Genomic DNA, 13960 nt, shown 5'->3' with positions numbered 1-13960 from the left:
CGGATGACGCGCACCAGGGCGGCCTTCGCGCCGCCCTTCGTCGTTTCCCCCTCCGCCCCGCTCTCCGGTTCTCCCGGGGACACCCGATCGGAGCAGACATGACATCGACGGACCCCACCCGCCCCCTGCGCCCGATGGCCGCCGTCACCGCCCGCATGCTGGTGTCCGGAAGCCCTTTCGAGATCGAGATCGCCGACGTCAACGGAACCGCCACCCGCGTCTGGAAGCACACCCCGCCCCACCTGCGGGCGGTGCTGGAGGCGGCCGGCGAGCACGGTGACGCCCCCGCCCTCGTCTACGAGCGGGAGCGGATGACCCACGCCGAGTTCCAGCGCGCAGCGGCCACCCTGGCCCGCCGCCTGGCCGAGGACAACGCGGTGGCCAAGGGCGACCGGGTCGCGATCGCCATGCGGAACCACCCGGAGTGGGTGATCGCGTTCTTCGCCGCAACGAGCATCGGCGCGATCGCCGTGCCCCTGAACTCGTGGTGGGCCGCCGGCGAGCTGGAGTTCGGGCTCAGCGACAGCGGTGCGAAGGTACTGATCGCCGACCAGGAGCGGACGGACCGGCTCGCCGACGCGCTGCCGCGGCTCGGCGTCCCCGTGATCGCCGTCCGCAGCACCGCGAGCACCCCCGGACGCGGGACGGACGGCGAGCGGCGCCCGTTCCCTGCCGGGACGCGCACGTGGGCCCAGGTGCTGGGCCCTACGGAGGAGCACGTGCTGCCCCCGGACCCCGGCATCGCTCCGGACGATCCCGCGGCGATCTTCTACACCTCCGGTACCACGGGCACCCCCAAAGGGGCGGTCGCCTCCCACCGCAACATGCTCTCCAACATCGTCTCGCTGAACTACGCGCGCGTCCGCTCACTCATGCGGATCGGCCTGGACTTCGACGACGGCGTCGGCTACCTGGAGGCGCTGCCGCGCCCGGTAGTGCTGTGTCCGGTCCCGCTGTTCCACGCCACCGGCGCGCAGACCATCATGCTGCCGACGGTGGCGCGCGGCGGGACGCTGGTGCTGATGCACCGGTGGGACGCCGAGGACGCCCTGCGGCTCGTGGAGCGCGAGCGGGTCACCGGCATCACGGCGGTGCCGACGATGGTCGCGCAGATGCTCGCCTCACCGCGGTTGGGCGAATACGACCTCTCCAGCCTGCTGTCCCTGGGCACGGGTGGCGCTCCGGCCGCACCGGCGCTGGTCTCGCGGGCGCACGGGAGACTGCACGACCTGGTGCTCGCGCAGGGCTACGGGCTGACCGAATGCTCGGCCACGGCCTCGCTCAACGCAGCCACCGACTACCTGCTGCGACCGGACAGCGCCGGGGTACCCGTCGCCGCGGTCGACGTGAAGATCGTCGACGCGGAGGGGGCGGAACTGCCACCGGGCGAGCCGGGTGAGATCTGGCTCAACGGCCCCGGGGTGGTGCTGGGGTACTGGCAGCGGCCGGAGGCGACGGCGGCGACCTTCGTCGACGGGTGGCTGCGGACGGGTGACATCGGTCGGATGGACGACGAGGGCTTCCTTTACGTTGTAGATCGGATAAAGGACGTGATCATCCGCGGCGGAGAGAACGTCTACTGCTCGGAGGTGGAGGCGGCGATCCACGAGCATCCCGCCGTCCACGAGGTGGCCGTGGTCGGCGTCCCCCATGAGGTGTACGGCGAGGAGGTCGGAGCGGTGGTGCGCCTGCACAGCGGCCACCGGCTGGCCCCCGGCGAACTGCGCGACCACCTGAAGTCGCGGCTCGCCGCCTTCAAGATCCCCGACCACATCCGCGTCGTGGACGACGGCCTGCCGCGCAACGCCGCCGGGAAGCTGCTGAAGAAGCAGGTACGCACAGAGCAGGGGTGGATCGGCGACGGCTGACCGGCCCCTTCCGCCGCGGCTCCGCAGAGCGAAGGCGCGAGCGTCCGCCCCCCGGCCCCGACCGGCCACGGCCGGTCGCTCACCGTCCCCGCCGGTCCTCCGGCGGTCGCGGGCCGCGGTCCTTGGGCAGTCCCAGCACCCGCTCGGCGATGATGTCGCGCTGGATCTCGTCGGTGCCCGCGTACACCGTGTCGGCGCGGGAGAACAGGAAGAGCCGCTGCCAGGCGTCGAGGTCGTAGGGCGCGCCCCGGGTGAGCATCGACCCGGCGCCCAGCACGTCCATCGCGAGCTCGCCGAGGGCGCGGTGCCACCGCGCCCAGTGGATCTTGCCGGTGGAAGCCTCCGGGCCGGGCGCCCCGTCGCGCAGCCCGGCCATGGTGCGCAGCGCGGTGAAGCGCATGGTCCGGACCCCGATCCAGGCCTGGACGAGCCGGTCGGCGATCAGCGGGTCGTCCGCCGCACCGTTGGCCCGCGCGGCCTCCACCAGCCGCCGCAGCTCCCGTTCGTAGCCGACCTGCCGACCCAGCATCGACACCCCGCGCTCGAAGCCGAGGGTGGTCATGGCCACCCGCCAGCCGTCACCCGGCGCGCCGACGATGTCGGCCGCGTCCGTGCGGGCGTCGTCGAAGAACACCTCGCAGAAGCCCGAGGCCCCGGTGAGCTGGGTGATCGGGCGGACGTGGACGCCGGGCCGGTCCATCGGGATCAGCAGGCAGCTCAGGCCCTGCTGCCGCCGGGACCCCGGCTCGGTGCGGACGATCGCGAAGCACCGGTCGGCCTGGTCGGCGTGCGAGGTCCACACCTTGTGGCCGTTGACGACCCAGTGGTCGCCGACGAGGTCGGCACGGGTCGCGACGGCGGCGAGGTCGGACCCGGCACCGGGCTCGGAGTAGCCCTGGCACCACAGCTCGTCGACGGCGGTGATGCGCGCGAGGAAGCGGTCGCGCTGGCGCGGGGTGCCCAGCTCGATCAGGGTCGGGCCGAGGAGGTGTTCCCCCATGTGGTTGACCGGGGCGGGGGCCTCGGCCAGCGCGTACTCCTCGTGGAAGACGACCTGGTGCCGGATGCTCGCGCCGCGGCCGCCGTACTCCTCCGGCCAGCCGATGCAGGTCCACCCGGCCGCCGCCATGTGGCGTTCCCAGGCCAGACGGACGTCGAAGGCCTCGTGGTCGCGGCCGGGGCCGCCCCGGCCGCGGGCGCGGGCGAAGTCACCGGTGAGATTGGCGTCCAGCCAGTCCCGTACCTCCTCGCGGAACTCCCGCTCATCGCGGGTGTCTCCGCCGGCGCCATCGGCGTGCCGCTCAGCGTGTGGGTCGACTGCCTCCATCCGGCCCCTCCTGTCCCCGCGGGCTGGCGGACGCTACCCTATCAAACACTTGTTAGGTGATACTGGACGAGAGGCGCCGGACGGTGGCACGATCCCCTCTCCCCACCGTCCGGCGTACGCGACCCCCGGTGCCCGTCGGAGTCGGAGGAGGCCCATGCGCTTCGGTGCCGAACAGGAGGAACTGCGCGCGACCGTGCGCAGGGTGCTGGAACGCGGCAACGGGTCCGCCAGGGGAGCGCCCTGGGTGGAACCGGCGGGGGGCGGGACCGCCGACGGCATCTGGCGGGTGCTGTCCGACCAGGTAGGGGCGGCCGGGCTGGCGGTGGCCGAGCAGGACGGAGGCGCCGGGTTCTCCTGTGTGGAGACGCACGTCGTGATGGAGGAGCTGGGGCGGGCTCTGACGCCGACCCCGTTCCTGGGCTCGGCGGTACTGGCCGCCCAGGCCCTGGCGGCGTGCGCCGACGCCATCCGCGCGGTTTGGCTGCCGCAGATCGCCGCGGGGACGCGCGTCGGGGCGCTGGGGTGGGCGGAGCGCGGCTCCTTCGACCCCGACGACATCGCCACCCGGGCCGAGGAGGGCACCGGGGGCGCCGACGCGGACCCGCCCGACGCAGGGCTGCCGGGGGCGGGCGCCCGCCTGCGGCTGACCGGGGTCAAGGAGCACGTACTCGACGCCGACCGCGCCGGGGTGCTGCTGGTGGCCGCGCGCGCGGGCTCCGACCTCGCACTGTTCGCGGTCGACCCTGCGGCACCCGGCGTCACCGTCGAACCGCAGGTGCCGATGGACCTGTCGCGCCCCCAGGCCCGCGTCGCTCTGGACGCCGCCCCCGCCATGCTGCTGTGCGCGGACGGCGACCGGGTGATGCGGCACGTCATGGACGCCGCGTGCACGGCCCTCTCCGCCGAACAGGTCGGCGGGGCGGCGCACTGCCTGGACATGACGCTCGCGCATGTCCGCCGCCGCGTGCAGTTCGGCCGCCCGATCGGCGCCTTCCAGGCGGTCAGACACCGCCTGGCGGACATGTACGTCCTGCTGGAAGGCGCCCGTTCCGCGTCGTACGCGGCCGCCTTCGCCCTGGCCGATGGCGACCCCGACGCCTCGGCGGTGGCCGCGCTGGCCAAGTCGTCCTGCTCGGAGGCGTTCCGCACGATCGCGGGGGAGGCCATCCAACTCCACGGCGGGATCGGCCTCACCTGGGAGCACGACGCCCACCGCTATTTCAAACGCGCTCACGGCTCGGCCCTGCTGTTCGGTTCCCCGGAGTGGCACCGCGGCCGACTCGCCCCCGCCCTCGGCCTGACGGGTGGCGCCGCCTCCCGACGGTGATCACGGCGCGCCGCGGCGATCGCCGGTCGTGCGCCGACCGACATCCCGATCGTGGCGGCGGGTGGTTCCGGCGCGTCCTCTTCTCGGGTTCCTTGCTCCATGCTGCGGTCCGTTTCTCGCCCTGGCGATCACCGCAGGCAGATCGGTGCTTTCATCGGCTCTGGGGGATCTTGTCGGCCCTTATGCGCACCGCCCGCGCCGGCGGCGGAGCGCCGGAGAGGCGAAGGAGGAGACACACCATGGCCTTGGCTTCGCTGGCTTCTCTGGGGTCCGTCCCGGCCGCGCGGGGCCGGATCCCGCTCGCCGGGCATACGGTGCCCCTGTGGCGCCGCCCACTGGCCTTCCTCGCCTCCCAGCGGCCGAAGGGCGGCATGGTCCGCGTCGATGTGGGCCCGCTCCCGGTCTATCTGGTCACCGACCCCGAGCTGGCGTACGAGGTGCTGGTCACCAAGGCCGCGAGCCTCGGCAGAGGGCGGTTGTACGAACGGCTGCGGCCGGTGCTGGGCCTCGGCCTGGCGATGTCGGACGGCGGGGAGCACCGGCGGCAGCGGCGGCTCGTACGCGCCGCGCTGCGCGGGGTCCCGCCCGCGCGGTATACGGAGATCAGCGCGCACCACGCCGAGGAGCTCACCTCCGCCTGGCGCACCGCCGAGATGGTGCGGGTGGACGAGGCCATGTTCGACCTGGTGCTCGGCATCCTGCTGGAGGCGGCGTTCTCCAGCGGGCTGGGGCGGGCCGCCGCGGCGGAGATCCGGTTCTCCACGCGCGTGGTCGCCAAGGGCGTACTCGGCCGCGCGATCACGCCGCGCCTGCTCGACCGCCTGCCGAACCCGCCGCACCAGCGCTATGACGCCGCCGCGGCGCGGCTGCGGTTCGTCGTCGACACCCTGATCGAGGACCGCCGGGCCGACGACGGCGGGTTCGACGACCTGCTGTCACTGCTCATGGCGGCACGCGATCCGGAGACCGGCGCGGGCATGACCGACGACCGGATCCGCGACGAGCTGGTCACCCTGCTCATGGCCGGGACCGAGCAGGCCGCCGCGACACTGGCCTGGTCGTTCCACGAGTTGGCCCGCCACCCGGAGGTGGCGGACCGCCTGCGTGAGGAGGTCGACCGCGTCCTGGACGGGCGGCCGTGCGCCCCCGGCGACCCGCCCCGCCTGGCGTACACGCAGCGGGTGCTCAACGAGGTGGTCCGCCTGCACGCGGCGCCGCTGCTGCCGCGCCGCACCTGTTCACCTGTCAAGATCGGCGGCATGCACGTTCCGGAGGGGACCGAACTGGCGGTGAGCCCCTACGCCATGCACCGCAACCCGTGGCTGTTCCCCTACCCCGAGCGCCTGGACCCGGACCGCTGGGTGTCGACGGAGGGTTCGCGGATCCTGCCGCGCGGCGCGTTCCTCCCGTTCGGCGACGGCGGCCGCCGGTGCGTGGGTGACGCGATCGCCTGGACGGTGATGACGGTGGCGGTGGCGGCGGTGTGCTCGCGCTGGCGGCTGCGCCCGGCCGGCTGGCACCGGGTCCGCGAGGTGCCCGCGGCGGTGCCGCGCCCGGACGCGCTGCCGATGATCGTCGAGAACCGTTGACGGCTCCCCGGCCCGAATCCGCGGACGGCGACCCGAGGGATCGGTGGCGGTGGCGGCGGGCTGCGGTCCGATGCCGGATTCCGAGGTCGTCGGAGGCCCACCCGGCAGTCCTCGGCGCACCGAATATGGGTCATGAGTGGCCGATTCTGGCCACATGGCGCCCTTGACGCGCCTGCCGTCGGTGCGAGCGCGCAGGTCGTAGCGGGCGGCAGCGGAGTCGGCCCTGCCGCGCCGCCACGTTCGCGCCCCACCGCTCCGGTCTTGAGACATATCGTGAGCGCCATGTCCGACGCGATGGAGATGCGCGGCCGCGGAGCCCGCCCCGGCCCGATCATCCCTCCCCCGTGCTCCGCGGCCGGGGCGTGACGCCGTGCGGTGCCGCGGCCGGAGCCCGGGGGTCGGCCGCCACACGGTGCGGCCGACCCCCGGAGGTCACCCGTCCTGGGTCGGGTCGGTGTCGTCGGTCCCCTCCACTCCGCCGGGGGCGCGCTTAGGCGGCCGCCCGCGGCGCGGGATCTCGCCCGGGTTCTTGGGCATGCGCCCGGCGTCGGTCAGGGACCGGCGGAGGAGGAACTCGATCTGGGCGTTGGTACTGCGCAGCTCGTCTCCGGCCCAGCGGGCGACGGCGTCATGGACCGCCGGGTCCAGCCTGAGGAGGATCTTCTTCCGCTCGGCCACGATGTTCGGCCGCTCCCTACTGGTACAGCGATCCGGTGTTGACGACCGGGTTGGTCGGACGGTCCGAGCACAGCACCACCAGCAGGTTGCTGACCATGGAGGCCTTGCGCTCCTCGTCGAGCTCGACCACCCGCTCCTCGGAGAGCCGCTGCAGAGCGAGGTCGACCATGCCGACGGCGCCCTCCACGATGTGCTGCCGCGCCGCGACGACCGCGGTGGCCTGCTGGCGCTGGAGCATCGCCTGGGCGATCTCCTGGGCGTAGGCGAGGTGGGTGAACCGGGACTCGATGATACGCACCCCGGCCGACTGGACCCGCTCGGAGATCTCCTTGGAGAGCTTCTCAGTGATCTCGTCGGCGTTGTCGCGCAGCGAGAGTGTGTCCGCCTGGTGGGCGTCGTACGGGTAGTTGTTGGCGATGTGCCGGACGGCCGCCTCGGTCTGGATCGAGACGAACCGGACGAAGTCGTCGACCTCGAAGACCGCGCGTGCGGTGTCCTCCACCTGCCAGACCACCACGGCGGCGATCTCGATGGGGCTGCCGTCGGAGTCGTTGACCTTCATGACCGAGGTCTCGTGGTTGCGGATCCGGGTGGACACCGGCCGGCGGGTGGTCAGCGGGTTGACCCAGCGCAGCCCGTCCGATCGGACGGTTCCGACGTAGCGGCCGAGGAACTGCAGGACGCGGGCCTCGTTCGGCGCGACGACGGTGAGCCCCAGCGCGGCCCCGACCGCTGCGAGCACGAGCACCGCGCCCGCGGGGATGAGCGCGACGACCCCCGCGGCGAACCCGGCGGCCACCAGCGCGGCGCCGACCGCGAGGACGAGCAGGCAGAGCAGGAACGCCGGCACCCCGGGGAAGCCGAAGGCCGCGTGTTCGCGGTACTGGGGTTCGGGCATCGGGCCCCCGGGGGCGCTGGTGGTGGTGTCGGCCGTCATCGTCGGAACCTTTCGCTGATCTCGGACATCCAAGCTTACCGATGACGTAAGACTATCATTGTGATATCACTTTTTACACCGACGGTCCGAAGGAGCACGACACGATGACCACGGATCTGCGCCTGCGGCCACCCCACCACCGGGTCGACCGCCGCGCCATCATCCTGTGGACCCTGCACTCCCTCCTGGTCGCGGTGCCCGCCGTCGCGGCCCCGGCCATCGCCGCGGCCCTGGTCGAGGAGCTCGCCGCGTGGTTGTGGCTCGGCACCGCCGCCCTCGCCGCTCCGGCCGTGGCCGTCACCCTGGCCATGCCGCGGTGGCGGTACCGCGTGCACCGCTGGGAGACCACCGTGGACGCCGTCTACACCTCTTCCGGCTGGCTGTGGCAGGAGTGGCGGGTGGCGCCGATGTCCCGTATCCAGACGGTCGACACCGAGCGCGGCCCGCTGCAGCGGCTGCTCGGCCTGTCCACCGTCACCGTCACCACGGCGTCGGCCGCCGGGTCGCTGCGCATCGTCGGCCTCGACCGCACGCGGGCCGCCGAGCTCGCCCGCTACCTCACCCAGACCACCCAGGCCACCCCGGGAGACGCGACATGAGTACCGGAGCTCCGGCGACCCCCCTGCCCCGCCACGGCCGCACCGACGCCCCTTCCGCCCGGGTGGGCGGTCCGGCGCCGTGCGCCGAGCCCGCCTGGCGCGCGCTGAGCCCGCTGACCGCGTGGGCGGGCGCGGTGGCCCTCGCCGTCGTCCTCGGCCTACCCGCACTGATCGCCACCGCCGTGATCGCACTCCTCGACGGCCTGCCGCCCTGGGCCGCGGTCATCGTCCCGGCGACCGCCCTGCTGGTCGCCGGGCTGGTCGGCATCGACCTGCTGCGGCTGCGCCTCACCCGCTACCGGGTCACCGGGCAGCGCGTGGAGATGTACACGGGCATCCTCGCCCGGAGCTACCGGTCCATCCCGCGCGAGCGGATCCGCAGCGTCGACGTGAACGCGCCGGTATGGGCCCGCCCGTTCGGACTGTGCGGCGTGGTCGTGGGCACCGGCCGGAACGTCGACGCGACCGGCGCCGACGAACTCCGCCTGGACTACGTCATCGCGGCCGAGGGCGAGCGGCTGCGCAGGGAGCTGCTGGTCCATGCCGCCGGCCGCGGCGGGTCCCGGTCCCCGGAGTCCACCGGGGACAGCGGAGAACACGGGGCGGCCGCGCCCGCCGAGCTCGCCCGCCTCACCCCCGTCTGGCTCGGCTACGCCGCACTGACCTGGTACACCGTCGCCCTGGGCGCCGCCGCGCTGGGCGGCGTACTCGGCGGGCTGGGCTGGATCGGCCCGGAACGGGCCGGGTCGTTCCCCCTCCTTCCGGTCGAGGCCGCCCATGAGATCTATGCCTTCCTGCTGGCCCGCCTCATCCTGGCCATCCCGGCGGCCCTGCTGTTCGTGCTGGTCACCGGCGCCGTGGCGGCCGTCGCCCTACAGCTGGAGGCGTGGTGGGGCTACCGGCTGTCCCGCGAGCCCGGAGGCACGCTGCGCCTCCGCCGCGGCCTGCTCAACCTCGCCTCGCTGTCCCTGGAGGAGCGCCGGCTGCGCGGGGTGGCGGTGAGCGAACCCCTGCCGCTGCGCTGGTTCGGCGCCGCCGCCGTGTCGGCCGTGGCGACCGGGCTCGCCGACCGGGAGGGTGCCGCCGTCGCCAAGAGCTCCCTGACCCCGGAGATGCCGCGCGCCGAGGCACTGCGCGTCGCGGGCGCGGTCCTCGCGGAGGCGGGTTCGCCGACCGACGTCCCGCTGACCGCCCACCCCCGGGCGGCACTGCGCCGTCGGCTGAACCGCGCCGCCGCGGCCACGGGCGCCCTCAGCGTCTCGGCGGCGGTGGCCGGTACGCTGCTGGACCGGCTGCCGCTGTGGGGGGTGGCGGTGGTCGCGCTCGGCTCCGCGGCGCTGCTGGCGCCCTACGCGGTCGGCTGCTACCGGGGGCTGGGGCATGCCGTGGGCCGCCGGTACCTGGTGGTGCGCACGGGGATGCTGGCGCGCACCACCGTTGCGCTGCGGCGCGAGGCGGTCATCGGCTGGACGGTATCGCGGTCGCCCTTCCAGCGCCGCCTGGGCCTGGCCACGGTGCGCGCGACCACGGCCGCGGGCGACGGCGTCTACTGCGCGCCGGACGTGGGCCTGGGCGAGGGCCTGGCGTTCGCCGACGCCGCGGTTCCGGACCTGCTCACCCCGTTCCTGGAGCGCGCCTGACCCGCTCGGGGGCGCGGACGTGGGCCAGGGCCATCTCCACGATCGGGTAGATCTCGAAGACCCGGTCCATGTTCAGGGTGGCGAGGATGCGCGCGACCGCCGGGGAGGGCTCGGCCAGCACCAGGTGGCGACCCTCGCGGATCAGCACGCGGTAGGCGGCCATGAGCGCCCGCACGCCGCTGGCGTCGAAGAACACGACCCCGGACAGGTCGACGATGACGCACGGCCCGCCCTGCCGCGGGGCGGCCCCGCGTCGTGCGGCGCCCGCCCGGACGGCGACGCCTTCGGTGAGGACGGTGCTGGGCGACGGATGGGCGGCCCGCAGGACGCGGTCGCGCATGTCATCGGCGGTGGCGATGTCGATCTCCCCGCGCACCGGAACGACGATGGCCTCATGGCAGGGGAAGCTGTCCGACCGTCGTTCGGTCACCCCGCGCCGCCTCTCTACACGACCCCACGTGACAACACCATCACTCCCCCGTGCGCAAGATCGTATCGGTCCACGGACCCGGATAAGGGCGAATCCGCGAAATTTCCGCCCAATCCGGCCGAGTCGCACGCGAGCGCGCGGGCGGGACCTCCGACTCTCCGGGCCGATGCCCTAAGCCTCCGGCCCGCGACGGCCGGTGAGCGGAGACTGGGGGTATGAGGGACCGACGTATACGTGAGGAGGCGATGATCGTGCCCAGGGTCGACCACACCCAGCGGAGCCGGGGGGAACTCGGCCGACGCGTCGCGCGCCGCCGCGAGGAGCTGGGGCTCAGCCGGGAGACCGTGGCAGAGCGCACCGGGATCACCCCCGGGTATCTCGCCTACCTCGAAGAGCACCCCGCGTTCGTGAGCCGCTGGGCGCTGGCCCGCCTGGCCGACGCGCTGCGGACCACACCGGCGATGCTCCGCGGGACCGAGCCACCCCCGCAGCGCGACGCCGGCCCCGCCGCCCCGATGCCCGAGCACCTGAGCGCCCAGCGGTGCCTGGACCTGATCGGGAAGGGCGGGCTGGGCCGCATCTCGTTCGTCATCCCGGGCGACGCCGCGCCCACGGTGCTCCCGGTCAACTTCGCGGTGCTCAACGACGTCGTCGTCTTCCGCACCGCGCCGTTCGGCGTGATCGCGCAGAACGCCGAGGGCCACGTGGCCTTCCAGGTCGACCACATCGACCCCGTCCGCCACGAGGGGTGGAGCGTGCTGATCACCGGCCGGACCCACTGGATCCGCGACCCGCTGGAGCTGAGGGACATCCGGCAGGTCCGCGCCATCCGCCCGTGGGCGGGGGGCGAGCGCGACACCTACCTCAAGATCATGCCGACCCGGATCTCCGGCCGGTGGCTCCCATCGGCGGATACGGCGGATGCGACGCAGGACGCAGCGGACCCGCCGACGGGGTGAAAGGGCCGCCCGCGCCCGTGGGCGGGCTCGGGTGACCCCCGATACCGGGGATCTAGACTCGAAAGCGATGGGCTCCCTGCGGACGGAGAGCCCCGAGCGGAACGAGGCGGACTGCGATGGTCGACCCGCGGTCGGGGGATACGGGCCGGGAGGGTCTTCCGATGCCGCAGATGCGGCTGGACGACCTGCTCAACGAGGTGCAGTCGCGGATGGCCACCATCATGGCGACCCGCGACCGCATCCACGCACTGCTGGAAGCCGTCATCACGATCGGCGAGGGCCTGGAGTTGGAGACGCTGCTGCGCCGGGTCGCCGAGGCCGCCGTGACCCTGGTGAACGCGCGCTACGGCGCGATCGGCGTGATCGGCCCGAACAGGGAGCTCACCCAGTTCATCCCGGTGGGCGTCACCGAGGAGGAGATCGCCCGGATCGACCACTGGCCGCGTGGTGAGGGCCTTCTCGGCCTGCTCATCAAGGAGCCGCGCCCGCTGCGGCTCTCCGCGATCGCCGACCACCCGGCGTCGGTCGGATTCCCGAAGGGCCACCCGGAGATGCTGCGATTCCTGGGTGTCCCCATCCGGGTGCGCGACGAGGTGTTCGGCAACCTCTACCTGGCCGACACGACCGACGGCGACGACTTCGACGAGGACGACGAGACCCTCGTTCTCGCCCTGGCCACCGCGGCCGGAGTGGCCATCGAGAACGCGCACCTCTTCGAGGAGACCCGGCGCCGGGAGACCTGGCTGGACGCCTCCGGCGAGATCACCACCCGGCTGCTGTCGGGGGCCGACACCGACGAGGTGCTGCGCCTGGTGGCGCGCCGGGCCCGGCTGATGTCGGATGCCGACCTGGCGCTGGTCGCCCTGCCCGAGCGCGATCAGGACCGGCTCACCGTCCGGGTCTGCGAGGGCTTCCAGGGCGACAAGGGCCGCGGGCGGGCGGTCGACGCCTCCGGGACCCTGGTCGGCCAGGTCTACAACCGCGGCGAGCCGCGGCTCGCCGACGTCACCACCCACCCCAGCCTGGGCGCCGCCTTCCTCAAGGAACTGGGGCTGGGCCCGGTGCTGCTGGTGCCGTTCGGGCCCCCCGACCGGGTCCGCGGCGTCCTGATCGTGGGCAACCGGCCGGGCCGCTCGCCCTTCCCCGACGCGGTGCAGGACATGCTGTCCACCTTCGCCGACCACGCCGCGGTCGCGCTGGAGCTGGCCGAGGCGCGGGACGACGCCGAGCGGCTCAGCGTGCTGGAGGACCGCGACCGGATCGCCCGCGACCTCCACGACATCGTGATCCAGCGGCTCTTCGCCACCGCCATGTCGCTCATGGGGGCGGCCAACCGCATCGCGGACAAGGAGTCGACCGAGCGGGTGCAGCGGGCCGTCGACGACCTCGACGACACCATCCGGCAGATCCGCTCCACCATCTTCGAGCTGCAGCACACCGCGGAGGGCGGGGCCGACTGGCTGCGCAGCCAGATCGTGGACATGGTGAACGGCGCCGCCGGGACACTGGGGTTCGCGCCGCGGCTGCTGCTGGAGGGCCCGATCGACAGCGCCGTGGATCCGGGCATCGCCGACCATCTGCTCGCCGTGCTGCAGGAGGCGCTGTCCAATGTGGCCCGGCACGCCGGGGCCTCCCAGGTCGGTGTCGACATCCGTGTCGCCGACGAGGCCGTGGCCGTCCAGGTGGAGGACGACGGTTCGGGCGTCCCCGAAGGGGGGCGGCGCAGCGGCCTGAACAACGTGCGGACGCGCGCCGAGGAACTCGGCGGCCTGTTCGAGCTACGCCCGCGCGACGGCGGCGGGACGGTCTTCCACTGGCGCGTCCCGCTCGCCTAGCCGGCACTCGGCCCCGGCCGCGCGCCTACTCGGCGGCGCCGTTACCGGTGTCCTCGCGTTCGGCGAGCCGGGCGGCGTAGGCCGCCGCCTGGGTGCGGCGCTGCATGCCGAGCTTGGACAGGATGCTGGAGACGTAGTTCTTGACGGTCTTCTCCGCCAGGAACACGCGCTCGCCGATCTGCCGGTTGGTCAGGCCCTCGCCGATGAGCTCGAAGATCTTGCGCTCCTGGTCGGACAGCCGGCTCAGCGGGTCCTTGCGTTCGGCCTGCTCCCGCACGCGGTTGAGCATGCGCATGGTGCTGACCGGGTCGAGCAGGGACTTTCCGCTCGCCACCGTGCGCACGGCGCCGACGAGGTCGGAGCCGTGGATCTGCTTGAGCACGTAGCCCGATGCCCCGGCCATCACCGCCTGGTAGATGGCGTCGTCGTCGGCGAACGAGGTCAGCATGAGGCACTGGACCTCGGGCATGCGCGAGCGGATCTCCCGGCAGACGGTCACCCCGTCGCCGTCGGGCAGCCGCACGTCCAGCACGACGACGTCGGGGCGCGCGGCGGGGACCCTGGCGACGGCCTGGGCGGCGGTGCCGGCCTCGCCGACCACCTCCATATCGGCCTCGTCCGCGAAGAGGGCCATCACGCCGCGCCGTACGACGTCGTGGTCGTCGACCAGGAAGACCCTGGTCGTGGCGTTGTCGCCGTCAGCGGTCATCGGGCCGCACCTGCTTTCCGTGTTCTCTCATCCACGAGCATTCCCCATCCGTGCCCGGTCCA

The 13960-nt window shown here is 73.6% G+C and carries 12 protein-coding genes; 7 read left to right on the top strand and 5 right to left on the bottom strand.

Features of this window, described 5'->3' with window-relative positions; all coding sequences use genetic code 11:
* The first annotated feature begins 98 nt into the window (after positions 1 to 98).
* Entirely contained in the window at positions 99 to 1868 is a 1770-nt protein-coding gene (locus tag HNR23_RS07860; protein ID WP_184074764.1) for a class I adenylate-forming enzyme family protein, read from the top strand.
* Positions 1869 to 1947: 79 nt separating this feature from the next.
* Here HNR23_RS07860 and HNR23_RS07855 read toward each other — a convergent pair whose 3' ends face one another.
* Positions 1948 to 3195 (bottom strand): acyl-CoA dehydrogenase family protein, encoded by a 1248-nt coding sequence (locus HNR23_RS07855; protein WP_184074763.1) that lies wholly within the window; start codon positions 3193 to 3195, stop codon positions 1948 to 1950.
* 154 nt (positions 3196 to 3349) lie between these two features.
* Between HNR23_RS07855 and HNR23_RS07850 the strand changes: the two genes are divergently transcribed.
* Both HNR23_RS07850 and HNR23_RS07845 read left to right on the top strand, forming a co-directional pair.
* Positions 3350 to 4522, top strand: a complete 1173-nt coding sequence (locus HNR23_RS07850; RefSeq protein ID WP_184074762.1) for an acyl-CoA dehydrogenase family protein — start codon at positions 3350 to 3352, stop codon at positions 4520 to 4522.
* A gap of 239 nt (positions 4523 to 4761) precedes the next feature.
* The gene (locus HNR23_RS07845; protein WP_184074761.1) at positions 4762 to 6111 is read left to right on the top strand and encodes a cytochrome P450; all 1350 of its coding nucleotides are present in this window, start codon (positions 4762 to 4764) and stop codon (positions 6109 to 6111) included.
* A 432-nt stretch (positions 6112 to 6543) separates the two neighbouring features.
* On the opposite strand, the gene HNR23_RS07840 is transcribed toward HNR23_RS07845, so the two are convergent.
* On the bottom strand, positions 6544 to 6789 hold the full coding sequence (locus tag HNR23_RS07840; protein WP_184074760.1) for a hypothetical protein: 246 nt from the start codon (positions 6787 to 6789) through the stop codon (positions 6544 to 6546).
* A 16-nt stretch (positions 6790 to 6805) separates the two neighbouring features.
* On the bottom strand, positions 6806 to 7726 hold the full coding sequence (locus HNR23_RS07835) for an SPFH domain-containing protein (RefSeq protein WP_184074759.1): 921 nt from the start codon (positions 7724 to 7726) through the stop codon (positions 6806 to 6808).
* Between the two features lie 104 nt (positions 7727 to 7830).
* Here HNR23_RS07835 and HNR23_RS07830 point away from each other — a divergent pair, with 104 nt between their 5' ends.
* Positions 7831 to 8325 carry a PH domain-containing protein gene (locus tag HNR23_RS07830; RefSeq protein WP_184074758.1) on the top strand — a complete coding sequence of 165 codons (495 nt, stop codon included), beginning with the start codon at positions 7831 to 7833 and terminating at the stop codon, positions 8323 to 8325.
* Positions 8322 to 9965: a PH domain-containing protein gene (locus tag HNR23_RS07825; protein ID WP_184074757.1), complete on the top strand. Its 1644-nt coding sequence runs from the start codon at positions 8322 to 8324 to the stop codon at positions 9963 to 9965. Before HNR23_RS07830 ends, HNR23_RS07825 begins: the two co-directional genes overlap by 4 nt.
* Here the strand turns inward: HNR23_RS07825 and HNR23_RS07820 are convergent.
* Entirely contained in the window at positions 9940 to 10395 is a 456-nt protein-coding gene (locus HNR23_RS07820) for an STAS domain-containing protein (protein WP_184074756.1), read from the bottom strand. The two genes, HNR23_RS07825 and HNR23_RS07820, sit on opposite strands and share 26 nt — an antisense overlap.
* 215 nt (positions 10396 to 10610) lie before the next feature.
* Between HNR23_RS07820 and HNR23_RS07815 the strand changes: the two genes are divergently transcribed.
* Together HNR23_RS07815 and HNR23_RS07810 are read left to right on the top strand one after the other, a co-directional pair.
* Entirely contained in the window at positions 10611 to 11354 is a 744-nt protein-coding gene (locus tag HNR23_RS07815; RefSeq protein ID WP_246421641.1) for a helix-turn-helix domain-containing protein, read from the top strand.
* Positions 11355 to 11470: 116 nt separating this feature from the next.
* Complete coding sequence (locus tag HNR23_RS07810) at positions 11471 to 13189, top strand: sensor histidine kinase (RefSeq protein ID WP_184074755.1); 1719 nt, start codon at positions 11471 to 11473, stop codon at positions 13187 to 13189.
* A gap of 25 nt (positions 13190 to 13214) precedes the next feature.
* Here HNR23_RS07810 and HNR23_RS07805 read toward each other — a convergent pair whose 3' ends face one another.
* The gene (locus HNR23_RS07805; protein WP_184074754.1) at positions 13215 to 13898 is read right to left on the bottom strand and encodes a response regulator transcription factor; all 684 of its coding nucleotides are present in this window, start codon (positions 13896 to 13898) and stop codon (positions 13215 to 13217) included.
* Positions 13899 to 13960 lie beyond the last annotated feature (62 nt).

The organism is Nocardiopsis mwathae, assembly GCF_014201195.1.
Lineage (GTDB): Bacteria > Actinomycetota > Actinomycetes > Streptosporangiales > Streptosporangiaceae > Nocardiopsis_C > Nocardiopsis_C mwathae.
Note: the sequence above shows the minus strand (reverse complement) of the source record. Positions and strands in the feature narration are given on the sequence as shown.